The 23,005-nt window shown below is 59.4% G+C and carries 20 protein-coding genes and 1 tRNA gene; all 21 read left to right on the forward strand.

Annotated elements, in window-relative coordinates; genetic code table 11:
- The first annotated feature begins 139 nt into the window (after positions 1 to 139).
- The 21 genes from DW850_RS04020 (at position 140) to DW850_RS04120 (ending at position 22,959) form a co-directional block, all read left to right on the forward strand.
- The gene (locus DW850_RS04020; protein WP_055251823.1) at positions 140 to 1,096 is read left to right on the forward strand and encodes an ABC transporter permease; all 957 of its coding nucleotides are present in this window, start codon (positions 140 to 142) and stop codon (positions 1,094 to 1,096) included.
- A 3-nt stretch (positions 1,097 to 1,099) separates the two neighbouring features.
- A complete protein-coding gene (locus tag DW850_RS04025) occupies positions 1,100 to 3,115 on the forward strand; it encodes a dipeptide/oligopeptide/nickel ABC transporter permease/ATP-binding protein (RefSeq protein WP_035138893.1) in 2,016 nt (671 codons plus the stop codon).
- Positions 3,116 to 3,943, forward strand: a complete 828-nt coding sequence (locus DW850_RS04030) for an ABC transporter ATP-binding protein (RefSeq protein ID WP_006236159.1) — start codon at positions 3,116 to 3,118, stop codon at positions 3,941 to 3,943.
- A gap of 80 nt (positions 3,944 to 4,023) precedes the next feature.
- On the forward strand, positions 4,024 to 5,001 hold the full coding sequence (locus DW850_RS04035; RefSeq protein WP_117786310.1) for an acetylxylan esterase: 978 nt from the start codon (positions 4,024 to 4,026) through the stop codon (positions 4,999 to 5,001).
- Positions 4,994 to 5,845, forward strand: coding sequence for an acetylxylan esterase (locus tag DW850_RS04040; RefSeq protein WP_117786311.1), 852 nt, complete (start codon positions 4,994 to 4,996; stop codon positions 5,843 to 5,845). Before DW850_RS04035 ends, DW850_RS04040 begins: the two co-directional genes overlap by 8 nt.
- 68 nt (positions 5,846 to 5,913) lie before the next feature.
- Positions 5,914 to 6,834: a dihydrodipicolinate synthase family protein gene (locus DW850_RS04045; protein ID WP_117647503.1), complete on the forward strand. Its 921-nt coding sequence runs from the start codon at positions 5,914 to 5,916 to the stop codon at positions 6,832 to 6,834.
- 171 nt (positions 6,835 to 7,005) lie between these two features.
- A complete protein-coding gene (locus DW850_RS04050; RefSeq protein WP_022094876.1) occupies positions 7,006 to 7,971 on the forward strand; it encodes an ROK family protein in 966 nt (321 codons plus the stop codon).
- Between the two features lie 140 nt (positions 7,972 to 8,111).
- Positions 8,112 to 8,798 carry an N-acetylmannosamine-6-phosphate 2-epimerase gene (locus DW850_RS04055; RefSeq protein ID WP_022094877.1) on the forward strand — a complete coding sequence of 229 codons (687 nt, stop codon included), beginning with the start codon at positions 8,112 to 8,114 and terminating at the stop codon, positions 8,796 to 8,798.
- 101 nt (positions 8,799 to 8,899) lie between these two features.
- Positions 8,900 to 9,820 carry an RNase adapter RapZ gene (rapZ, locus tag DW850_RS04060; RefSeq protein ID WP_117786312.1) on the forward strand — a complete coding sequence of 307 codons (921 nt, stop codon included), beginning with the start codon at positions 8,900 to 8,902 and terminating at the stop codon, positions 9,818 to 9,820.
- A gap of 6 nt (positions 9,821 to 9,826) precedes the next feature.
- Positions 9,827 to 10,756 (forward strand): DNA-binding protein WhiA, encoded by a 930-nt coding sequence (whiA, locus tag DW850_RS04065; protein WP_099431435.1) that lies wholly within the window; start codon positions 9,827 to 9,829, stop codon positions 10,754 to 10,756.
- 193 nt (positions 10,757 to 10,949) lie between these two features.
- The gene (gap, locus tag DW850_RS04070) at positions 10,950 to 11,975 is read left to right on the forward strand and encodes a type I glyceraldehyde-3-phosphate dehydrogenase (RefSeq protein ID WP_099431436.1); all 1,026 of its coding nucleotides are present in this window, start codon (positions 10,950 to 10,952) and stop codon (positions 11,973 to 11,975) included.
- 140 nt (positions 11,976 to 12,115) lie between these two features.
- Positions 12,116 to 13,306, forward strand: coding sequence for a phosphoglycerate kinase (gene pgk, locus DW850_RS04075; protein ID WP_117564871.1), 1,191 nt, complete (start codon positions 12,116 to 12,118; stop codon positions 13,304 to 13,306).
- Entirely contained in the window at positions 13,299 to 14,066 is a 768-nt protein-coding gene (gene tpiA / locus DW850_RS04080; protein WP_117635934.1) for a triose-phosphate isomerase, read from the forward strand. Before pgk ends, tpiA begins: the two co-directional genes overlap by 8 nt.
- Positions 14,067 to 14,071: 5 nt before the next feature.
- A complete protein-coding gene (gene gpmI / locus DW850_RS04085; RefSeq protein WP_117786313.1) occupies positions 14,072 to 15,625 on the forward strand; it encodes a 2,3-bisphosphoglycerate-independent phosphoglycerate mutase in 1,554 nt (517 codons plus the stop codon).
- 164 nt (positions 15,626 to 15,789) lie between these two features.
- Positions 15,790 to 16,044, forward strand: a complete 255-nt coding sequence (secG, locus tag DW850_RS04090; protein WP_006236144.1) for a preprotein translocase subunit SecG — start codon at positions 15,790 to 15,792, stop codon at positions 16,042 to 16,044.
- 290 nt (positions 16,045 to 16,334) lie between these two features.
- Positions 16,335 to 18,011: an ABC transporter substrate-binding protein gene (locus DW850_RS04095; protein ID WP_117635932.1), complete on the forward strand. Its 1,677-nt coding sequence runs from the start codon at positions 16,335 to 16,337 to the stop codon at positions 18,009 to 18,011.
- A gap of 157 nt (positions 18,012 to 18,168) precedes the next feature.
- On the forward strand, positions 18,169 to 19,206 hold the full coding sequence (locus tag DW850_RS04100) for an ABC transporter permease (protein ID WP_117635931.1): 1,038 nt from the start codon (positions 18,169 to 18,171) through the stop codon (positions 19,204 to 19,206).
- Between the two features lie 14 nt (positions 19,207 to 19,220).
- Entirely contained in the window at positions 19,221 to 20,156 is a 936-nt protein-coding gene (locus DW850_RS04105; RefSeq protein WP_117786314.1) for an ABC transporter permease, read from the forward strand.
- Positions 20,157 to 20,158: 2 nt separating this feature from the next.
- Entirely contained in the window at positions 20,159 to 21,250 is a 1,092-nt protein-coding gene (locus tag DW850_RS04110; protein WP_117635929.1) for an ABC transporter ATP-binding protein, read from the forward strand.
- Positions 21,251 to 22,279, forward strand: coding sequence for an ABC transporter ATP-binding protein (locus DW850_RS04115; protein ID WP_006236139.1), 1,029 nt, complete (start codon positions 21,251 to 21,253; stop codon positions 22,277 to 22,279).
- A 590-nt stretch (positions 22,280 to 22,869) separates the two neighbouring features.
- Positions 22,870 to 22,959 (forward strand) — tRNA-Leu (locus tag DW850_RS04120).
- Positions 22,960 to 23,005: the final 46 nt, after the last annotated feature.

A 23,005-nucleotide genomic window follows, 5' to 3' on the forward strand; every position in this document is an offset into this window, starting at 1 on the left:
TGCAGGATGTCGGTCGTTGGGACCGTATCCTCATAGTTGAAACAAAGACCCGGGCGACCTCGATGTCGCTCGGGTCTTGTAATGAGTATCCGTACTCATATACCAGTTGGTCCTACCGACAAAAGAAAGGGGAGAGAACGTGAACAACTTGCTACGTTTGATTGGAAGGCGTCTTGTGGCGCTGCCGATCATGGCATTGGGCGTCACCGTCCTGGTGTTCTTCCTTATGTCGTTCTCCAAGACCGACCCCGCCTACACGGCGTTGGGTGACGGTGCCTCGCCCGAGGCGGTTGCCGAGTACCATGAGAAGTATGGTCTGGACGACCCCTGGCCCGTGCGCTACGTGCGCTATATGGGCGATTTGATCCATGGCGACATGGGCACCTATGGTGCTGCTCGCAACTCCGTTGCCAAGCGCATCTCCACGGCCCTGCCCGTCACGATGCAGCTGACCTTCATCGGCCTTGCCATCGGTGCGGTCGTTTCGTTTTTGCTCGGCGTCATCGCGGCACTGTATCGCGACAAATGGCCGGACCAAGTGATCCGCGTCTTTTCCATCGCCGGCTTGGCAACCCCGTCGTTCTGGCTTGCCGTTCTGTTGATCCTGCTGTTCTCTTCCTACCTTAAGGTGCTCCCGGCATCGGGTGCTCTGCCTCACTTCACCACGAATCCGGCTGGTTATCTGGGCCGCATGATTATGCCCGCCATCGCCTTGGCATTTCCGCTGACGGGCCAGATGACTCGTATCGTGCGTACCGCCATGGTCGAGGAGCTCGACAAGGACTATGTCCGTATGGCTCGCGGTGCCGGCGTTCCCGAGAAGGTCGTCGTCGGTATCAACGTTCTTCGCAATGCGCTGATCACCCCGGTCACTACCCTCGGTCTTAAGATCGGTTACCTCATGGGCGGCGCCGTCGTCATCGAGGTTATCTTCAACCTCCCCGGCATGGGCACCGCGATTCTGCAGGGCGTTCAGGGCAACGAGGCGAACCTGGTTCAGGGCGTCGTTATCGTCGTTGCTCTTGCCTTCATCATCATCAACATCGTGGTTGACATGCTCTACCTGCTCATCAACCCGCGCATCAGGACGGTGTAGATTATGGTAAAGATTCGAGAGAAGCAAACCGAGCAGCTCGAGAAGGCTGCCTCCAAGGGGCTCAAGCTCGGTGGCTGGAAGAAGATGACGCTGTCTTCTAAGATTGCCGCCGTCGTGCTGGTGCTGGTCGCCCTGACTGCGATTCTGGCGCCCCTTCTTGCCCCCTATAGCCCGGTCGAGATCTTTACGGCTCGCCAGGCTCCCGGCAACGGATTTATCTTCGGTACCGACGATAAGGGTCGCGATATTCTGTCGCGTATGCTCTACGGTGGTCGTTACTCGCTGATTATCGGCTTTGGCGCCACTGCCATGGCTCTGGTCTGCGGCTCGGTCGTGGGCGCCCTTGCAGCGGTTTCGCGCAAGGCCGTCTCCGAGACGATCATGCGTATCTTGGACATCATCATGTCCATCCCGGGCATCGCCCTCGCGGCCGTCTTCGTCTCCATCCTGGGCAACTCCGTGCCGTCGATCATCTTCGCCATCGGCTTTATGTACACTCCGCAGATTGCCCGTATCGTGCGCGCCAACATCGTGTCCGAGTACGGCGAGGACTATGTCCGCGCGGTCATCGTTTCCGGCGCCAAGGCTCCGTGGATTTTAATCAAGCATGTTCTGCGTAACTGCATCGCCCCGATCATGGTCTTCACCGTTACCCTAGTCGCCGACGCCATCATCTTCGAGGCTTCGCTGACGTTCATCGGCGCTGGTATCCAGGAGCCCACCGCTACCTGGGGCAACATCCTCGCCGACGCCCGCGGCGGCGTGCTCGCCGGCCGTTGGTGGCAGGCGTTGTTCCCGGGCCTGGCCATCATGATCACCTGCCTGGCGCTCAACATCCTCTCCGAGGGCATTACCGACGCCATGGCCGCTGCTCCCTCCGCCGCCCTGGATCCGACCGATTCCTCCAAGCGCCGCGAGGCCGACCTGCTGGTCTCCGACCCCGTTCGCGCCTACAAGGAGCAGGCCCAGTCCCTCTCCGCTCGCCTTGGCGCCCTGCGCGATGTCGAGCTCAAGCGTGACGATCGCCATGTGCCCGACGAGTCTGTCGAACCGATTCTCTCGGTCCGCGATTTCTGCATTCAGTTTGAGCATCACGGTGATATCAACGTCGTCGACCATGTCAACTTTGACGTCCGTCCTGGTCAGACCATGGGCCTGGTGGGCGAGTCCGGTTGCGGTAAGTCCATCACCACGCTGGCCATCATGGGCCTGACCGACGATGACGAGCACCTTTCCGGCGAGGTCCTCTGGGAGGGCCGCGACCTGCTCAAGATGAGCAAGAAGGAGTGGTTCGGCCTGCGCGGTACCGATATCGCCATGGTCTATCAGGACGCCCTGTCCTCGCTCAACCCCTCCATGCTCATCTCTGCCCAGATGAAGCAGCTCACCAAGCGCGGCGGCACCCGCAGCGCCGAGGAACTCCTGGAGCTCGTGGGCCTCGACCCCAAGCGTACGCTCGAGAGCTACCCGCATGAGCTTTCCGGTGGCCAGCGTCAGCGTGTTCTGATCGCTATGGCCCTTACCCGCGACCCCAAGCTGGTCATCTGCGACGAGCCCACGACCGCCCTGGACGTTACCGTCCAGAAGCAGGTCATCAAGCTGCTCAACGACCTTCAGGCCAAGCTCGGCTTTGCCATGATCTTCGTCTCGCATGACCTGGCGCTGGTCGCCGAGGTCGCCCATAACATCACGGTGATGTACGCCGGTCAGGTTATCGAGCAGGCGCCCACCAAGGAGCTGCTCACCAACCCGATCCACGAGTACACCCGCGGTCTTCTGGGTTCCGTCCTGTCCATCGAGAGCGGTTCGGGCCGCCTGCACCAGGTGCCCGGCGCCGTTCCGAGCCCGCGCGATTTCCCCAAGGGCGATCGCTTCGCGCCCCGCTCGAGCCATCCGCGTATTGGCCTGGACACCCGTCCGGTCTTCAAGCGCGTGCCTGGCACCGAGCACTTCTATTCCGAGCTCCCCGACGAGGTGCTCAAGGCAAATGGTTTGACCCCTCACGCGGAGGTGATGTAGATGAGCGAGACCGCAGTCAACGGCGTCGAGCCGATCATCTTCCTTGATGACGTTCACGTCACCTTTAGGACCCGTACCGGCTCGATCCTGCACCCCAACCTGGTTCACGCCGTCCAGGGTGTAACGATTAAGCTCATGCCCGGACAGACCATCGGCATCGTCGGCGAGTCCGGTTGCGGTAAGTCCACCACCGCCAACGTCATGTGCGGCCTGCAGGCCCCCACGAGCGGCAAGGTCTACTTTAAGGGCAAGGACGTTACCAAACGTACCGCCGAGGACCGTCGCCACATGGGTCGCGTCATCTCGGTCGTGTTCCAGAACCCGGCCACGGCGCTCAACCCCCGCATGGTCGTTCGCGAGCAGCTGCTCGATCCCATGCGCGTCCACAACTTGGGCACCGAAGCCGAGCAGGAGAAGCGCGTCAAGGAACTCCTGGAGCTCACCGGTCTGCCCAGCTCCGCCGCCGAGGTTCTTCCCGGTCAGCTTTCGGGCGGCCAGCGCCAGCGCGTCGCAATTGCCCGTGCCCTGTCGCTGAACCCCGATGCCATCATCGCCGACGAGCCCACCTCGGCTCTGGACGTTTCGGTCCGCGCGCAGATTCTGAACCTGCTGACCGACCTTAAGAAGGAGCTCGGCCTGGCCATGGTGTTCATCAGCCATGACATCCAGACGGTCCGCTATATCTCTGACGACATCATCGTTATGAATGGCGGCAAGATCGTCGAGCAGGGCGAGGCCAAGCAGGTCTTCCAGCACCCCCAGGACCCCTACACCAAGATGCTGCTCGGCGCTGCGCCGTCGCTGCTGCATCCCAAGCTCGGCGAGTAGCCTCGCTTTCCCTCCCGTGCGCCCGGTTCCCTTGCCGGGCGCACCTCCGTTGCGATTTCGAAAGGTTGGGTTCACGAGCCATGCCAAGTGCTCAGGAGCTACAACAGCAATTTGGTGAATATCGAGGCGCTATGCCCCGTCCATCGGATTTCGATCTCTTTTGGAAGGACCGCATGGCCGAGGCCGACGCCGTCGGGCTTGACTATGCGATCGAGACGGCATCGGTCACCGATGCCGTGACCTGCCAGCTTTTCGACCTCTGGTATACCGGCATGTGTGGCGCTCGCCTGCATGCCAAGTACCTTAAACCCGTCTCGGACGAGCCCGTGCCATTGGTACTTCAGTTCCATGGGTATCCGGGTGCAAGCCGCAGCTGGTTTGAGCAGGCGTCGTTTGCGGGCATGGGCATGGCACTCATCGCCCTCGACTGCCCCGGCCAAGGAGGTCCCTCCGAGGACATTGGTGGATTTGAGGGCACAACGGTCGCGGGCCATATCGTCGCCGGTATCGACGGCGATCCGGCCAACCTCTACTATGTCCGCTTGCACCAAGATATTCGCATCCTGTGCCGCATCGTTCGCGAGCTCGAGGGCATCGATCTTGCCCGTGTGTTTGTGAACGGCGCGTCGCAGGGCGGCGGTTTGGGCATTGCGACCTGTGCACTTAACAGCGAGCTTATCAATCGCGCCGCCATCCTCTATCCCTTCCTGTCGGATTTCCGCCTGGTCTGGGATTTGGATGCCGACGACATTGCCTACGAGGGCCTGCGCTATTGGTCTCGCTGGTTTGACGAGGACTCGACTCGTATCGACGAAGCCTATGCCAAGCTGGCGTACTTCGATTCCAAGAACTTTGCCCCTATGGTCAAATGCCCCGTGCTGTTTGGCACCGGCACAGCCGATACCGTCTGTCCGCCAGCGACGCAGTTTGCGGTCTATAACAACCTGACCTGTGAAAAGCGTCATGAGTTCTTTGAAGGCTTTGGCCACGAGGAGATTCAGGATTTTGACGATCTGATCATTCCGTTTTTCTGCAAGGGAGGGGAGGCTCATGTCTAAGTGCGAGAGCAATGTCAATGAGCTGATTGTCTCCGACCTTGTGGGGATTCCCGGAACGGTCTCGTCAAGGCTCGCTGATTTCCGGGATTGGCGCGGTGATGCTTCTGCGGATGTTTCCGAATTAGAGATAGCCGCTTCGGACCTTGAGGTTTGCGGGCCGAGTATTACGGCGATCGATTTTGCCAATCCGTATGCCCGCTACTCCGAGGTTTCCTTTGAGCTTGGTGGCGATGTGGTCCACGCACGTTTGATCGAGCCTGCCGGTCGCGCCCGAGCATCCGAGCTTGTGCCGCTATGTCTGATGTTTCACGACATCGACCGACCCGTGCGGGGATGGCATCACATGACGAGGTTTGCGGCCATGGGATATGCCGTGCTTGCGCTGGACGATGAGGCGATTGGATCCAGCGAGCTGCAGCAGGGGATTGCCTCTCCTGCTTTTGTCAAGCGCGTCCGTTGGGGTTGCGCGATGGCGAAGGTGGCGCGCAATCTTGATGGCGTGGACCCCGACCGCATCTTTGCATGGGGCGAGGGCCTTGGCGGCGGAGTCGCGCTGGCGGTTTCTGCTCTGGACGAGCGGGGCCTCGCCTGCACGGCGGTTGCCAATCCAATTCCCGGTGGCCTCGAGGCGTTGTCGTCTCGGGTGCGTGGATCGGTGCTCATGGGCACATCGCTCATGGATGCCGTGAGTGATCCCAAGGGCCAGTTTGCCGTATTCAACGGTCTTGAGTGTGACCGGAGGCATATCATCTATGCCAAATACGCTCATGAGCGCATCAACGCGTTCGAAAACGAAGTCATCGACTTTTTTAACCAAACGTTCTACCCGTGTTCTTTGGCCTAGACGGCCTGGACACTGCCAACAAGAGTGGGTGGCATAGGGCCGCCCGCCAGACAACTAAGGAGATTCTTGTGGCAACTCAGAAATTCACCGGCGTTATCCCTCCCGTCGTTGTTCCCGATACCGAAGATCACCAGCTCGATGTTGTCTCCTTTGAGCGCAGCATCAACCGCATGATCGATGCCGGCGTCGATGGCCTGTTCTTCCTGGGATCCTCGGGCGAGGTCGTCTTCTCCACCGACGAGCGCCGTCGCCAGATTATCGCCGAGGCCGTGCGCATCGTCGATCACCGCGTGCCTGTTCTGGTCGGCATCATCGATACCGAGACCGAGCGCATGATCGAGCACGGTAAGGTCGCTCAGGAGCTGGGCGCCGATGCGCTTGTCGCCACCTGCCCGTTCTATGCCCTGCAGGGCATGACCGAGGTCGAGGAGCACTTCCGCATCCTGCACGAGGAGCTCGACCTGCCCATCTTTGCCTATGACATTCCCGTCTGCGTTCACACCAAGCTCCCCTGGAAGCTCCTTGCCAAGCTCGGCGCCGAGGGCGTCCTTGCTGGCGTCAAGGATTCCTCGGGTGATGACATCTCGTTCCGCTACCTCGTTCAGGAGAACGAGAAGAACGGCCATCCGATGAGTATCCTCACCGGTCACGAGGTTGTCGTCGACGGCGCTTACCTCGGTGGCGCCGACGGTTCTGTCCCGGGCCTTGCCAACGTTGAGCCCGAGGGCTACGTGCGCCAGTGGAAGGCCGCTCAGGCCGGTGACTGGGCTACCGTCAAGGCCGAGCAGGATCGCCTCAACGAGATCTCCCACATCTGGGATGTCACCTCGGGCGTCCAGGGCTATGCCGGTGGCGTCGGCGCCTTCAAGACCGCTATGAACCTCATGGGCATCTTCGACAGCCCGACCATGCCGCGCCCGGTGAAGGCCATGACCGGCGAGAACGTCGAGGCGATTAGGAAGGTCCTTCAGGACAACGGTCTCCTGTAAAGCTTCCCAGGCACCCGACCTCGCCGTTCAACCGTGTGGCCATGACCCATTAGGTCAATGGCCACACGGTTTCTCGGCGATCTCGGACACCTGGAAAACCTTTACTGCGCTGTGACGGCTAGCCTGACGGCGCATTTCCTGTAGTTGTTTTTATCTCCGAAGGAGAGCGACATGGAGAACAAGTACGTCTGCTCTGTCGATATCGGCGGAACTAAAATTGCGACTGCCATCATGGAGTACCCGGCTGACGGTAGTGTGCCCCATCCCGTTTTTGAGGCCGAGGTTCCCACAGAGGCCCAAGAGGGCGGCGAGGCCGTCTTCCAGCGTATCGAGGCGTCTATCAAGGCCGCTCTTGAGGCGAATCCCGATGTCGAGGTTCTCGGTGTCGGTATCGGTGCCGCAGGCGTCGTCGATCCCAAGACGGGCGCCATTGCGTATGCCAATGAGATCATGCCCGGCTGGTCCGGCGTTCAGTTGGGGCCGCGTCTGCGCGAGGACCTTGGTCTTCCCGTTGCCGTTGTGGGCGACGTGCAGGCTCATGCTCTGGGCGAGGCCCACTGGGGTGTCGGCAAGGGCAAGTTCTCCGTCTTGTGTCTTGGCATCGGTACGGGTATCGGCGGCGCATATGTCGAGAACGGCCGCGTGATGCAGGGCTTCCATGGTGCTGCTGGCCATATGGGCCACATCGAGTGCTCGGCTGCCGCCGGCATTCCCTGCGCCTGCGGGCGTTCCGGCCATCTGGAGTCGGTTGCTTCGGGCACTTCCATTGGTCGTATGTACGATGAGCGCTTTGGCCGCGTCGACCCCAGCCGTCCTTCGGTCGGTCGCGATGTGAACGACCTGTGCCGTGCAGGCGACGCAAAGGCGACCGAGGTCATCCATGATGCCGGCTTTGCGCTGGGTGCCAGCTTGGGCTCGCTCGCTAACATCCTGGACCCTGAGGTCATCGTGCTTTCGGGCGGCGTGATTCACCAAGGTCCCGATTGGCGTTCGCAGACGTGGAAGGATTCGGTGCACGAGGGCTATGCCAGCCAGGCGCTCGATCCGCTTCAGGACACGCCGATCCTCATCGGTTCTCTGGAGGGCGATGCTCCGCTCATCGGTGCCGCTGAGCATCTTCTTGCCTCGTTGAAGTAAACATAACTACCAAGTGCGCCTTCTGAGGTGCCGCAGATTGACGTGAAAGAGGAGCGAAGCGTACTTCGGTACGCGAGCGACGGTTTGAACGTCAAGGTGCGGTGTCTCAGAAGGCTGTTTTGAGAAAGGTTGAGTCGCACATGACCGTTGATCCTTTGATTCAATCCCTGAAGGGCAAGCTCGTCGTGAGCGTTCAGGCGTATATGGGCGAGCCGCTTCGTACGCCCGAGACCATGGCTCAAATGTCTCGCGCTTGCGAGCTTGGCGGCGCCGCCGCCATTCGCTGTCAGGGCCTTGCCGACATTGCCGCTATTAAGGGTCGCTGTGAGGTTCCCGTCATCGGCCTGTGGAAGGATGGACACGAGGGCGTTTACATCACGCCGACGCTGCGTCACGCTCGCGCCTGCGTTGCTGCCGGTGCCGATATCGTGGCGATCGACGCCACCGATCGTCCGCGTCCCGATGGCAAGACCGTCGAGGATACCTTCCGCCCGCTGCACGAGGAGGGCGTGCTCCTGATGGCGGATTGTGCCACCATCGAGGACATTCGCCGTGCGGTTGATATGGGCTTCGACCTGGTATCCACCACGCTTTCTCACGGCGTCGCCGCCATCGACTGCACCATGGCCGATGGCCCCGACCTGCCACTCCTGCGTCAGGCGACCGAGGAATTCCCCGGTCTTCCCATCATCTGCGAGGGCCGCGTGCACACGCCCGAGGAGGCTCGCGCTGCGATCGATGCTGGCGCCTGGGCCGTTGTCGTCGGCACCGCCATCACGCACCCCACGAGTATTACGAGTTGGTTCAAGGCTGCGCTTGAGGCGTAAGACAGGCCTCGTATCCGCTCGGGGCGGTATACTCAATATAGGCAATTGACCGCGCGGGATCTGGGTTGCTGGGTCCCGCGCTTGTTTTTGGGAGGCAGCACATGCAAAAGGGAGATGCCATGGATGCGGCGGAGCGCTCGGAGCGCATCCCCGATATCGTCATCATCACCGGAATGTCCGGATCGGGCCGCACGCAGGCCATGCACGTGTTCGAGGACATGGGCTATTTTTGCATCGATAACCTGCCTCCGCGTCTGATCGCCCAGCTTGCCGAGCTCGTCGGCATTAATACGGGCGTGGGCAGGCATCTCGCCGTCACCTGCGATTTGCGTAGCCAGGGCTTGTTCGATGAGCTGCTCGATGCGGTCGCCGCGCTCGAAGAGCGCGAGATGAGCTGCGACATCGTGTTCCTGGAGGCTTCTGACGAGGTACTGATTCGTCGCTACAGCGAAAATCGCCGCCGTCATCCCATTGCCAAGCCGGGGGAGACTACGGCCGATGCGATTCAGCGCGAGTGCCTGCAGCTGCAGGGTGTGCGCGATCGAGCCGATATGATTATCGACACGAGCCGCCTACGCACCTCTGCGCTGCGCAACAAATTGCGCATGGCGTTCTCCGAGTTGTCCGACCAGCAGCTCATGGACGTTCACGTGTTCTCGTTTGGCTTTAAGCACGGTATGCCCGTCGAGGCGGACATTATGATTGACGTTCGCTTCCTGCCCAATCCGTTCTACGATCCCGAGATGCGCACCATGACCGGTCTCGATAAGAAAGTCTCCGACTTTGTTCTGGACCATCCTAAGACGCAGGAGTTCTGGAAGGCCTGGACGCAGCTGCTCGATACGGTCATGCCCGGTTATATCGCAGAGGGCAAGCCGCAGCTTTCTATTGCCATCGGTTGCACGGGCGGTCAGCACCGCAGCGTTGCCATCGCCGAGGCCACGGCACGTTATTTGGAAGGCGCCCAGTATCACGTGAGCATTTCCCATCGCGACTTGTCGCGCGCCAACACGAAAGCATAGGCCTGCATGTCGTTTACCGCCGAGGTGCGTGACGAGCTTGCGCGCTGCGAACCCGAATGTGAATACTGCGATTTGTCGACGCTTGCCGCCCTGACGCGTGTGAGCGGTACGCTTTCGTTGGCCGGCTCCGGGCGGTATCGTTTGACGGTCGCGACCGAGACGGGAGCCGTCGCGCGCACGATGATCACGCTGACGCATCGCATTCTTAAGCTCAAAACGGAATTCACCGTTCGTAAATCGGTCTTGCATAAGGTCCGTAACTATCTCATTACCCTGCCCGATCAACCCGACCTGGACAAGGCTCTGGTGCTGCTGGGCATTCTAGACCGCAGGGGAGGGCTCGTTGCTGGTGTTCCCCGACACATCGTTGCCCGTCCCTGCTGCAGGCTTGCCTACATCCGCGGCGCGCTCATCGCGGGCGGCTTCGTGGCCGATCCACGCGGCGATTTTCATTTGGAGATCGCGGTGCAGGGCGAGCAATATGCTAAGGGGCTTTGCGACCTGTTGGGGCAGATTGGGGTCCATGCTCGTGTTAATGCACGGCGGGGGTCATATGCCGTGTACATTAAGAGCGCCGAGGAAATCGAGCATCTATTAAAGCTGATTGGTGCCAAGCGCAGCGTTGCCGAGATTGAGGAGGCGCGCGCGGTCAAGTTGGTTAAGAACGATGTGAACCGTCGCGTGAACGCCGAGCTCGCCAACCAGACCAGAAGCGCCGGTGCTGCCCAACATCAGCTTGCGCTTATCGATGAGCTCGAGCAGCGCGGCCTTCGCGATGCGCTTCCGGATGCCTTGGCGGTCTTTTGCGACCTGCGCGAGCGCTATCCCGATCTGTCGCTGCGTGATTTAGGGGAGATGGCTGACCCTCCCTTGTCGAAGTCGGCCCTCTACCATCGAGTTTTGAGGCTTGAAAAGCTCATTGAAGCAAATCGGTAGTTTAAAGTATCGACTTATATACGGATTTAGCTGCTATTTTATTCTTTAAAACGTTTTAACGTAAATTTGATTTTCAATTTCGACTATTCTCGTGAAATTCAAGTCAAAAAAAAGGTATATTAGGCGAGTGGTTAGTTTGTGGGCCTCAACGGCGGGCGCTGTAGCTTGCGGGGGCCTTACGAAAGGAGACACAATGGCAGTAAAGGTTGCTATTAACGGCTTCGGTCGCATCGGTCGTCTGGCTTTCCGTCAGATGTTCGGTCATGAGGGCTCCGAGATCGTCGCTATCAACGACCTCACCTCTCCCGATATGCTCGCTTACCTGCTGAAGTACGACTCCACGCAGGGCAACTACGCTCGCGATCACGAGGTCGTTGCTGGCGAGGATTCCATCACCGTTGACGGCAAGGAGATCAAGATCTACAAGGAGGCCGACGCCAACAACCTGCCTTGGGGCGACCTCGACGTCGACGTCGTTCTCGAGTGCACCGGCTTCTACACCAGCAAGGCTAAGGCTCAGGCCCACATCAACGCTGGCGCCAAGAAGGTCGTCATCTCCGCTCCGGCCGGCAGCGATCTGCCCACCATCGTGTACAACGTCAACCACGAGACGCTGACCGCTGAGGACAACATCATCTCCGCTGCTTCCTGCACCACCAACTGCCTCGCCCCGATGGCCAAGGGTCTGAACGACTTCGCTCCCATCGTGTCCGGCATCATGACCACCATTCACGCCTGGACCGGCGACCAGATGCCGCTCGACGGCCCGCAGCGCAAGGGCAACAAGCGTCGTAGCCGCGCCTGCGCCGTCAACATCGTCCCCAACACCACCGGTGCTGCCAAGGCTATCGGCCTGGTTCTCCCCGAGCTCAACGGTAAGCTCATCGGTGCCGCCCAGCGCGTCCCGACGCCGACCGGCTCCATCACCAACCTCTACGCTGTCGTTGACAAGAAGGTCACCGTCGACGAGGTCAACGCCGCTATGAAGGCCTACGCTTCCACCATCTCCGAGACCTTCGGTTACAACGAGGACGACATCGTCTCCACCGACATCATCGGCGAGACCCACGGCTCCATCTTCGACGCCACTCAGACCATGTGCTCTGACCTCGGCAACGGCCAGACCCTCGTTCAGGTCACCTCTTGGTACGACAACGAGAACTCCTACACCTCTCAGATGGTCCGCACCATCAAGTACTTCGAGAAGTTCGTTGCTTAATTTAGCTTTTAGCGAATAGCTCGTTGAGCGTCTAAAGAAGGGCGCGGCCTCATAGGGCTTACACCCTAGGGTCGCGCCCTTTTTATAGGAAATCGTCTGCCGTAATGGGAGGCAGACACGTACGAAAGGTAGAAGCAAACATGGCCTTTACCAAGAAGACCGTCCGCGACATCGATGTCGACGGCAAGCGCGTTCTCGTCCGCGTTGACTTCAACGTGCCTATCAAGGATGGCGTCGTTGGCGACACCACCCGCATCAAGGCTGCCCTGCCCACCATCAACTACCTCGTTGAGCACAACGCTCGCGTCATCCTCATGAGCCACCTCGGCCGTCCCGATGGCACCGGCTTCCAGCCCGAGCTCTCCCTTGAGCCTGTCGCCAAGAAGCTCGCTGAGCTCTCTGGTCTCGATGTTGCCTTTGTCGCCGACACCTACGGCGAGAAGGCTGCTGAGGCTGTTGCCGCCGTCGAGCCGGGCAAGGTCCTCGTTCTCGAGAACGTCCGTTTTGACAAGCGTGAGAAGAAGAACGATCCCGAGATCGCCAAGAAGCTCGCTTCCTATGGTGACGTCTTCGTTCTCGATGCTTTCGGTACCGCTCACCGCGCCCAGGGTTCCGTCGTGGGTCCCGCCGCTTACCTGCCTGCCGTCGCCGGCTTCCTGCTCGAGAAGGAGGTCGACACGCTGACTGGCATCTTCGCCGAGCCCGAGCGCCCCTTCGTCGCTATCGTCGGCGGTTCCAAGGTTTCCTCCAAGATCGGCGTTCTCGATCACCTCATCGACTCCGCTGATACCCTGATCATCGGTGGCGGCATGGCCTACACCTTCTTCCTGGCTCAGGGCCTGACCGTCGGTCAGTCCCTCAAGGAAGAGGACTGGGTCGAGCGCGCTGGCGAGATGCTCAAGAAGGCCGAGGAGAAGGGCGTCAAGATCCTGCTCCCCATCGACAACCGCGTTGCCGATCACTTTGGCGAGGACGCTGTCCCCGAGGTTGTCGCTTCCGACGCTATCCCCGACGATCGTGAGGGCATGGACATCGGCCCCAAGACCGAGGAGCTTTACGCCGAGGCCGTCAAGGGTGCCAAGACCGTGTTCTGGAACGGCCCCATGGGTGTCTTCGAGTTCGACAACTTCGCTCACGGCACCCAGGCTATCGCCGAGGCCGTCGCCGAGGCCGACTGCACCTCGATCATCGGCGGTGGCGACTCTGTCGCGGCTGTCAACAAGTTCAACCTGGCCGACAAGATGAGCTGGATCTCCACCGGTGGTGGCGCTTCCATGGAGCTCGTCGAGGGTAAGGCCCTGCCCGGAGTGGAGGCGCTTCTCGATGCCTAGTCGCACCCTTCTTATCGCTGGTAACTGGAAGATGAACAACGACGTCGCTGAGGCCGCCAAGCTCGCCGACGAGCTGGCTCAGGCTCTGCCCGAGGTTCCGGCTGGCGTCGAGGTGCTCGTCTGCCCTCCGACCATTGACATCACCACGGTTCATGACCGCATTCAGGCTGCCCCCATCGCCCTCGGTGCACAGAACGTGTACTGGGAGGCCAAGGGTGCCTTCACCGGTGAGTCCTCTTGCGACATGCTCAAGTCCGCTGGCTGCACCTACTGCATCATCGGCCACTCCGAGCGTCGCGACTACTTCCACGAGACCGACGAGGACCAGAACAAGAAGGCCAAGGCCCTCGTTGCCGCCGGTCTTGTTCCCGTCTTCTGCTGCGGCGAGTCCCTCGAGGTCCGCGAGGCTGGCACCTATGTCGAGCACGTCGTGAACCAGGTCAAGGCTGGCCTTGCTGGACTTGAGATCACCTGCCCCAAGCAGGTCGTCGTCGCCTACGAGCCCATCTGGGCCATCGGCACCGGAAAGACCGCTACCGCTGAGGACGCCCAGGAGGTCTGCGGCGCTATCCGTGAGACCCTCAAGGAGATGTTTGGCGAGGAGCTCGCCGACGGTATCCGCGTCCTGTACGGTGGTTCCGCTAAGCCCGGCAACATTGCCGAGCTCGTCGCCAAGCCCGACGTTGACGGCGCCCTCGTGGGCGGCGCTTCGCTCAAGGCTGCCGACTTCGCCTCTATGGTCGTCAAGGCAGGCGAGTAGGACATATGGCACAGCGTCATCTTCCTGCACTCCTGATCATCATGGATGGCTGCGGCCTTGCTCCGGCCGATGGCGAGAACGCCGTCGCCGCTGCCAAGACGCCCTTCCTTGATAGCCTGTACGCTCAGTATCCCCACACCACGCTCGGTGCTTCGGGCGAGGACGTGGGCCTTCCCGACGGTCAGATGGGCAACTCCGAGGTAGGCCACCTCAACATCGGTGCCGGCCGCATCGTGTTCCAGGAGCTTTCGCGCATCAACAATGCCATCAAGGACGGCTCCATCGCCAAGAACGAGGTCTTCGTCAAGGCTATGGACGACGTCAAGGCTGACGGCAAGACTCTCCACCTCATGGGCCTTATGAGCCCTGGCGGTGTTCATTCTCACATGAACCACGTCGAGGCTCTGGTCAAGATGGCTGCCCAGCATGGCGTCAAGACCGTTCGCGTCCACGCCTTCATGGATGGCCGCGACGTTGACCCGCAGTCCGGTGCCGGCTACATGAGCGAGTTCTGCGCCTTCCTGGCTAAGATCTCCGAGGAGACCGGTTGCGACGCTCGCGTTGCCACCGTTTCGGGCCGCTATTGGGCCATGGACCGCGACAACCGTTGGGAGCGCATCCAGCGCGCCTACGACGTCATGGTTAACGCGTCCGATGCCGATACCGACCCCGTTGCCGGTATCAAGGCCTACTACGAGAAGGATCCGCGCGGCGACGAGTTCGTCGAGCCTTTCGCGGCCCACAACGAGGGCATCCACGAGGGCGACGCGGCCATCTTCTTCAACTTCCGTCCCGACCGCGCTCGTCAGATGACCCGCGTGTTCACGGACAAGGAGTTCGATGGCTTTGAGCGCGAGCAGATTAAGCTCTCGCACTTCGTGACGATGACCGAGTACGATCCGACGTTTGACGTCGAGGTCGCCTTCCCCAAGACGTTCCCCGAGAACGTCCTGGCCGACGTTATCGCCGCCAATGGCCTGAAGCAGCTGCACACCGCCGAGACCGAGAAGTACGCCCACGTGACGTTCTTCCTCAACGGCGGCATCGAGGAGCCCAAGGAGGGCGAGGAGCGCGTGCTCGTCGCTTCCCCCAAGGTCGCTACCTACGATCTGCAGCCCGAGATGAGCGCTCCCGAGGTTACCGAGAAGCTTGTTGCCGCTATCAACGAGGATCGCGCTGATTTCTACATCGTGAACTTCGCAAACTGCGACATGGTTGGTCACACCGGTGTCTTCGACGCTGCCGTTAAGGCCGTCGAGGCTGTTGACGATGCCCTGTCCAAGGTTGTCCCGGCGATTCTCGCCAAGGGCGGCTTTGCGCTGATTACCGCCGATCACGGCAACGCCGATCACATGTTTGACGTTGCTTCCGACGGTTCCAAGCATCCGTTTACGGCTCACACCACCAACCGTGTGCCGTTCATCATCGTTGATGAGAAGGCGCAGCTCACCGGTATCGAGGACGGCCGTCTTTCCGATATCGCTCCGACCATGCTCACCATGGCTGGCATTGAGCCTTCCGCCGAGATGACGGGTCGCGTACTCGCCACCGAGGCCTAATAGAAAACAAATACCGTTTTCTAGTAAGGGGGTTGTCCGCAACCGGACAACCCCCTTTTTGGTATTTCTGCCATTTCTACCCCGTCCCCAAATGGCAGGTGGGGGAGTGCTGGGGGTTGTGGTACAGTACTGGAGTTTGAATTGTTCTATTAAGGAGCTTATCTATGGGTCCGTTTCAGATTCTTCTGTTTGTCGTTTGGGCTGTCTCTGCCGTGGCGTTGACGATTCTCGTCCTGATGCATTCCGGTAAGGGCACCGGCGTTTCGGATATGATCGCTAGCTCGCTGTATAACTCCAGCTCTGCCACGGGCGTCATGGAGCAGAACCTCGATCGCCTGACCGTCATCATGGCTGTCGTATTTGCCGTGTGTGTCGTTCTGTGCATGTTCTTCTTCCCGCAGGGCATCGTCGGCTACTAAGCATCGGCGTATATACGTTTGTAAAGGGTCCCGCACGTGCGGGACCCTTTTTGTTTACAGACTTGTAACAGAGTCAAAATATCCCCACATACTTCGCCCAACTAAAGAAATTCTCGACCGTTAACCGGAATTAGCGCCATATTGTGCATAAAATGCGCTACTGTATTGCGAAACGTTGGTCCGCACTGCATAACCAGCCATAACGGCGGACCGCGTTTGAATGGTTCGAAAGGGCTGTCTCGACGTTGCCCGGCCGAATTCACTTTGTCCTATCTCATAAGGAGGATGGCATGGCTGATTCTATGTTCCACCAGCCCGTTATGGGTCGTCGCGCCTTTGTCGGCGGTACCCTTGCTGCGAGCTCCATGGCTTTTCTTGCCGCATGCGGCAAGAAGGGCGGCGACGCTTCCGGTTCTGAGTCCGGTTCGACGCTGAACTTCTACATCAACAACCCGGTCTGCATCGACCCCTACAACGTCCAGGAGGATCAGGGCACTCAGGTCGAGTACCAGCTCTTCGACGCTCTGACGGAGTACGATAACGAGAAGGGCGAGATCGTTCCGCTGGCTTGCGAGTCCTTTGAGGCTAACGACGACGCCACCGAGTTCACCTTCAAGATCAAGAAGGCTAAGTTCCACAACGGTGACGACGTTACCTCCAAGTCCTTCAAGCTCGGCTGGGAGCGCCTGGTCAACACTAAGTCAGCCATCGCTACCGAGTATGGTCCTTCCGAGGTCTCCTACCACCTTTCCATGGTCGAGGGCTATGACGATCTGCTTGCCGGTAATGCTACCGAGCTGTCCGGCGTTACCTGCCCGGATGACGAGACCCTCGTCGTCAAGCTGACTTCCGCCTACGCCGACTTCCCGTTCGTCGCCTCTCACCCGGCTCTGTCCCCGGTTCCCGAGTGCGCCGAGTCCGATGTCAAGAGCTTCTACCTTGCCCCGGTCGGTAACGGCCCGTTCATGATGGACGGCAAGTGGGAGGATGGTCAGGAGATCAACCTCAAGAAGTTTGACGATTACTATGGCGACAAGGCCAAGATCGACGCCATCCACTTCCAGGTCATCAAGGACGTGGAGACCGCTTACAAGGAGTTCCAGGCCGGCAACCTCGATGTCTGCGACGTTCCCGTTGCTCAGATCGACGCCGCCAAGAAGGACCGCGGCGAGTCCAAGGATGGCTACACCATGGGTGATGGCGAGCGCATGCTGCTCGGCTCCGAGCCTTCCACGTACTATCTGACGTGCAACACCACGGCCGAGCCGTTCAACAACGCTGACCTGCGCAGGGGTATCTCCCTGGCTATCAACCGTGAGGCCATCTGCAAGACCATCTTCAAGGGCACCCGTACCCCCGCTGACGGCATCGTTCCTCCGGGAATCGCCGGCTACAAGGAGGGCGCATGGGAGTTCTGCGCCTATGACGTCGACAAGGCTAACGAGTACCTCGACAAGGTCGCTCCCGCTGGCGCTAACGGCGATCGTGGCATCAATGTGACCCTGTCCTACAACCAGGACGGTGGCCACAAGGAGATCATGGAGTCCATCATCGGCGACCTCGCCAAGGTGGGCGTCACCGCCGTCTCCGATACTCCCGAGTGGTCTGCCCTGCTTGAGCAGTATCAGAACTTCAACTATCAGTTCGGCCGTCTGGGCTGGATCGCCGATTACCCGATCATGGACAACTTCCTGTACCCGCTGTTCCACTCCGACTCCCTCGGTGGCGACAACCGCTCTGGTTACAACAACTCCGAGTTCGATGCCAAGGTCGATGAGGCCCGTGCCACGGTTGACGACGACGAGCGCATCGCCAAGATGCAGGAGGCTGACGCTATGGTCGCCGCTGACTGCCCGGTTATCCCGGTGATGTTCTACACGCACACCATCGTCGGCTCCGATCGCGTCAAGTACCTCTATGTCGATCCGCAGAAGCACGCCGATCTGGGTACCGCTGAGCTCGCCTAAGAGTTTTGCAGCTTCCATGAGGGTCAAGTATTTACGTAGACCTCATGGGAAACATACAGTTCTCCCTAACCTGGGGTAAACTGGCTGATGGTAATTTTGGGATGCCGGTCTGGCGATCGGCATCCCATTTAGGTTAATCCCTAGATAGGGGAGTGGTATGGGTAAGTACATCGTTAAACGTGTGCTTCAGTTCATCCCGGTATTTTTGGGCGTTACGTTGATTCTGTTCGCCCTCCAGAATATTGTGCCGGGAGACCCGATCAAGCTGATCGGTGGAGACAAGGCTCTGTCCCCCGAGGTAGAGCTTCAACTTCGCGTGCGCTATCACCTGGTCCAGGCGGACGAGGACGGCAACGCGATCCTTGACGAGAACGGCGATCCCGTTCCAACGTCGCTTGTGGACCAATACTTGAATTACATGAATGGTCTGCTTCATGGCGATCTGGGCAATTCGTATCAGCGCAAGCTGCCGGTTGCGGAAATCTTTGCCCAGAAGTATCCGTATACGGTTAAACTCGCCGCGTGCGCCATTGTGCTCGAGGCAATCATGGGTATCGGTGCGGGTATCATTTCGGCGGTAAAGCGCTATTCCTTCTGGGATATTTTGGTAACGCTCACCACGTCGATCCTCGTTGCTGTTCCTGCCTTCTGGCTCGGCATGCTGCTGCAGCTGTTCTTTGGCGTCATCCTTAAGGATGCCACCGGCGGCGCTTTCTCCATGCCGATTTCGGGTGCCGGCGGCTCCAGCTCTCAGTATCAGGATTGGATGCACTATGTGCTTCCGACCATCACGCTGGCTTCGGTTTCGACCGCCTATGCTGCCCGCATCATGCGCTCGCAGCTACTCGACGTCATGAATCAGGATTACATCCGCACGGCAAAGGCCAAGGGTCTCTCCAATCGCGCGATCATCGTCAAGCATGCGCTTAAGAATGCACTCATCCCCGTTGTTACCTATATTGGTGTCGACTTCGGCGGCATGCTTTCGGGCGCCATCCTGACCGAGACGGTCTTTAACTGGCCCGGTATCGGCTCTGAGGTCTACCGCGCCATTAGCATGCGCGACTGGCCCATCGTTATGGGCGGCGTTACGCTCATCGTTGTCGTCGTTATGGTGATCAACCTTCTCGTCGACATTAGCTATGCATTCCTCGACCCGCGTATCCGCCTCGGCGGTCCGTCGGATAAGGCCTAAGGGAGGTACGTCTCATGCAGGAAACTGATTCTCAGTCTCAGGAGCAGGCTACCGCCACCAAGGCCGCATCTGCTCCCGCCAAGTCCCGCACGCTGTGGGGCGACGCTTTCAAGCGTCTTCGCAAGAATAAGCTCGCCGTTATCGGTATCTGCTGGATTATCATCGTCGTTTTGGTTGCCTTGACCGCAGACCTGTGGGCTAAGCCCTGGCTCGGGTCGCCGACGGCTTCTGACTCGACGACCATGGCCGAGACTTCGCTGCTGGCTCCGTGTGCCGAGCACCCGTTTGGTACCGACGCCCTTGGCCGCGACATTCTCGTCCGAGTTATCTACGGCGCGCGCGTTTCGCTTTCCGTCGGTATTATGGCCACCGCCATCTCCACGGTGATCGGTCTGATCATGGGCGCCCTGGCCGGTTTCTATGGCGGCATCTGGGATACGATCATCATGCGCTGTGCGGATATCTTCCTGGCGTTCCCGTACGTGCTGTTCGTTGTCGCCATGATCGCCGTTATCGGCCGTGGTCTTCAAAATGTTTTCATCGCCATCGGTATTCTCGGCTGGCCCTCGATTGCCCGTGTCTTCCGATCTGCAATCTTGACGGTCAAGGAAAACGACTATGTTGACGCCGCTCGCGCTATGGGTGCATCCGATGCCCGTATCGTTATGCGCCACATCTTCCCGAACTCCGTTGCTTCCATCGTGGTCTATGCGACCATGAACATCGGTGGCGCTATTCTGACCGAGTCCGCTCTGTCCTTCCTCGGTATGGGCGTTATTCCGCCTACGCCTTCGTGGGGCTCTATGATTCAGGACGGTCAGCAGTATCTTCTGACTGCTCCCTGGATGATGATCATGCCCGGTCTGGCAATTCTCTCGACGGTGCTCGCCTTCACCCTGCTGGGTGACGGTCTGCGCGACGCCCTCGACGTCAAGATGAAGGACGCATAAGGATGAAGAAGAACAAGAACTATGTGGACCTGAAGGACCAGCCGGTTCCCGAGGGCCAGCATCTGCTCGAGGTCGATGACCTTAAGATGTATTTCCATACCGAGGATGGCGTCGTCCGCGCTGTCGACGGTGTGTCCTACACACTCGATCGCGGCGAGACTCTGGGTGTCGTCGGCGAGTCCGGCTCCGGTAAGTCCGTGACCGCCATGACTATCATGGGCCTCATCTCGATGCCTCCGGGAAAGATTGAGGGCGGTGACGTTCGCTATCGCGGCCGTTCCATCCTCCACATGACCGAGGAAGAGATGCAGCACATTCGCGGTAACGATATCGCGATGATCTTCCAGGATCCTATGACCTCCTTGAACCCGGTCTATAAGATTGGTAAGCAGGTGGGCGAGGGCCTTCGTCTGCACCGTGGTTACTCCAAGCAGGAGGCGCTCAAGCGCGCCACTGAGCTTTTGGACCTCGTTGGCATTCCCGAGCCCGAGAAGCGCGTCAATGAGTATCCGCACCAGTTCTCTGGTGGTATGCGTCAGCGCGTTATGATTGCCATGGCCCTTGCCTGCGATCCCGATATTCTGATTGCCGACGAGCCCACGACTGCCCTGGACGTTACCATCCAGGCTCAGATTATTGAGCTTATGCAGGAAATGCAGGAGAAGAACGGCAACGCCATCATCATGATTACCCATGACCTGGGTGTTGTTGCCGATATGGCCGACAAGATTATGGTTATGTACGCCGGCCGTCCCGTCGAGTTCGGTACTGCTGAGGAAATCTTCTACGAGAGCCGCCACCCCTACACCTGGGGCCTGATCCGCTCCATCCCGGAGCAGGCCATCGATGAGAAGAAGCCGCTTACGCCGATTCACGGCAACCCGCCTTCGCTCATGAACCTGCCCGAGGGCTGCGTGTTCTCGCCTCGTTGCCCCTATGCAACCGATAAGTGCCGCAAGCAGCGCCCCGAGCGCGTTGTCACCGAGTCCGGCCACTATTCTGCGTGCCATTATTCCGGTGACCCCGAGTTCCTCAAGAACGCTCCCGAGACGTCTCGTACGCGCAAGGATTCCAAGAAGGGAGGCGAGGCGTAAATGGCAGACAATAACGAGCGCACTCCGCTGCTGAAGGTCGAGCACCTCTCTAAGGAGTTCCCCGCTGAGTCCGGCATGTTCGCCAAGCGTTTTTCCAAGCGCGTCGTCTCTGCTGTAAACGACATCTCTTTTGAGATTTATCCGGGCGAGACCTTTGGTCTGGTTGGTGAGTCTGGTTGCGGTAAGTCCACGACGGGCCGCACGATTATGCGCTTGACCAAGCCGACTGCCGGTAAGGTGTTCTTCCAGGGCAAAGATGTTGCCGAGATGAGCAAGCATGAGATCAAGGACATGCGTCGCGAGATGCAGTTTATCTTCCAGGATCCCTATGCTTCGCTGAATCCTCGTATGACCATCGGCGAGATTGTCTCCGAGCCCATGACCATTCACGGCGTGGGCACCAAAGAGGAGCGCATTGAGCGTGTCCGCGAGCTTCTCGACGTCGTTGGACTGAACCCCGAGCACATCAACCGCTATCCGCATGAGTTCTCGGGCGGCCAGCGCCAGCGTGTCGGCATTGCCCGCGCCTTTGCGCTCAAGCCCAAGCTGATTATCTGCGATGAGCCCGTCTCTGCGCTTGACGTATCCATTCAGGCCCAGGTTCTGAACCTTCTTAAGGAGCTCCAGGACAAGTTCGGTACGGCTTATCTCTTCATTGCTCACGACCTCTCTGTCGTGCAGCACATTTCTGATCGCGTTGCCGTTATGTATCTGGGCAAGATGGTCGAGGTTTCGGACTGGAAGACGCTCTACAGTGAGCCGCACCACCCGTACACGCAGTCGCTGCTGTCTGCCGTGCCGGTGCCCGATCCAGATATCCAGAAGACCCGCAAACGCATCATCCTCGCTGGCGACCCGCCGTCGCCGCTGGATCCGCCGACCGGCTGCCGTTTCCACACGCGCTGCCCGATCGCGCAGGGCATCTGCTCCGAGAAGCTTCCTGAGTTTAAGGAAGTTGCACCGGGTCACTGCTGCGCCTGCCACTTCGCCGAGCCGTTCCCGATCAAGGAATCGCACATCGACCTGTAGTCGGTTGTTTTCGTCCGGGCCCGCCCTGGTGTTATTTTTCAGAACGTCCTCGGACATGTCGGAAGCCCCGCTGCGCGCTACGCGCCGCGGGGCTTCCTCCGTCCTGCGGAATGTTCTGAAAAATAACACCAGGGCGGGCCCTGCGGTAACTCGGCAGGGGGAGTGCGATTCCGTGATCGCTCACTTAGCCTAATTCGTAATTGAGTGAGGCCGGAGCTTTAGCTCCGGCCTCCCCATATAAGGGCTCGGCAAAGCCGAGCCACTAAATTCTTATCAGCCTCAGAATATGCTTGAGAATTGTGCCTGAAGTACGTATTAGCAGGTCCCGGATCGGTGTTGCCTCCCGGCGCATTCCGCAGGGGGAGCGATATTTTGCAGCACGAAGTGCGTAGCAAAATATCGCCCATGCCCGAGGACGCGCCGGGAGGCAACACCGATTCGGGGCCGGGCATACGGATCTACCTGCGCATTTACAAATTCGTAAACTTTTTTGAAAAAAGTGCTTGCACAGTTCTCGAATCATAGGTTATCATCTTCTTCGTTGAACGCGCGGGTCGAACAAAACGAACTGCGAATCAACAACATAGCATGTCGGAGTGGCGGAATTGGCAGACGCGCTAGCTTGAGGTGCTAGTGACCGCTTTTTGGTCATGCGGGTTCAAGTCCCGCCTCCGACACCATCGCATTTGAGAAGCCTCTTCGGAGGCTTTTTTGTTACCGATAGAC

This window comes from Collinsella sp. AM36-4AA (genome assembly GCF_003467795.1).
Taxonomy (GTDB): Bacteria; Actinomycetota; Coriobacteriia; order Coriobacteriales; family Coriobacteriaceae; genus Collinsella.

Coding starts and splice junctions, on each gene's coding strand:
- DW850_RS04055 (WP_022094877.1), top strand. CDS start 8,112: ATGACCGTTGATCCTTTGATTCAATCCCTGAAGGGCAAGCTCGTCGTG.
- DW850_RS04110 (WP_117635929.1), top strand. CDS start 20,159: ATGAAGAAGAACAAGAACTATGTGGACCTGAAGGACCAGCCGGTTCCC.
- DW850_RS04050 (WP_022094876.1), top strand. CDS start 7,006: ATGGAGAACAAGTACGTCTGCTCTGTCGATATCGGCGGAACTAAAATT.
- DW850_RS04115 (WP_006236139.1), top strand. CDS start 21,251: ATGGCAGACAATAACGAGCGCACTCCGCTGCTGAAGGTCGAGCACCTC.
- pgk (WP_117564871.1), top strand. CDS start 12,116: ATGGCCTTTACCAAGAAGACCGTCCGCGACATCGATGTCGACGGCAAG.
- secG (WP_006236144.1), top strand. CDS start 15,790: ATGGGTCCGTTTCAGATTCTTCTGTTTGTCGTTTGGGCTGTCTCTGCC.
- gpmI (WP_117786313.1), top strand. CDS start 14,072: ATGGCACAGCGTCATCTTCCTGCACTCCTGATCATCATGGATGGCTGC.
- DW850_RS04100 (WP_117635931.1), top strand. CDS start 18,169: ATGGGTAAGTACATCGTTAAACGTGTGCTTCAGTTCATCCCGGTATTT.
- gap (WP_099431436.1), top strand. CDS start 10,950: ATGGCAGTAAAGGTTGCTATTAACGGCTTCGGTCGCATCGGTCGTCTG.
- whiA (WP_099431435.1), top strand. CDS start 9,827: ATGTCGTTTACCGCCGAGGTGCGTGACGAGCTTGCGCGCTGCGAACCC.
- DW850_RS04105 (WP_117786314.1), top strand. CDS start 19,221: ATGCAGGAAACTGATTCTCAGTCTCAGGAGCAGGCTACCGCCACCAAG.
- rapZ (WP_117786312.1), top strand. CDS start 8,900: ATGCAAAAGGGAGATGCCATGGATGCGGCGGAGCGCTCGGAGCGCATC.
- tpiA (WP_117635934.1), top strand. CDS start 13,299: ATGCCTAGTCGCACCCTTCTTATCGCTGGTAACTGGAAGATGAACAAC.
- DW850_RS04025 (WP_035138893.1), top strand. CDS start 1,100: ATGGTAAAGATTCGAGAGAAGCAAACCGAGCAGCTCGAGAAGGCTGCC.
- DW850_RS04095 (WP_117635932.1), top strand. CDS start 16,335: ATGGCTGATTCTATGTTCCACCAGCCCGTTATGGGTCGTCGCGCCTTT.
- DW850_RS04035 (WP_117786310.1), top strand. CDS start 4,024: ATGCCAAGTGCTCAGGAGCTACAACAGCAATTTGGTGAATATCGAGGC.
- DW850_RS04030 (WP_006236159.1), top strand. CDS start 3,116: ATGAGCGAGACCGCAGTCAACGGCGTCGAGCCGATCATCTTCCTTGAT.
- DW850_RS04040 (WP_117786311.1), top strand. CDS start 4,994: ATGTCTAAGTGCGAGAGCAATGTCAATGAGCTGATTGTCTCCGACCTT.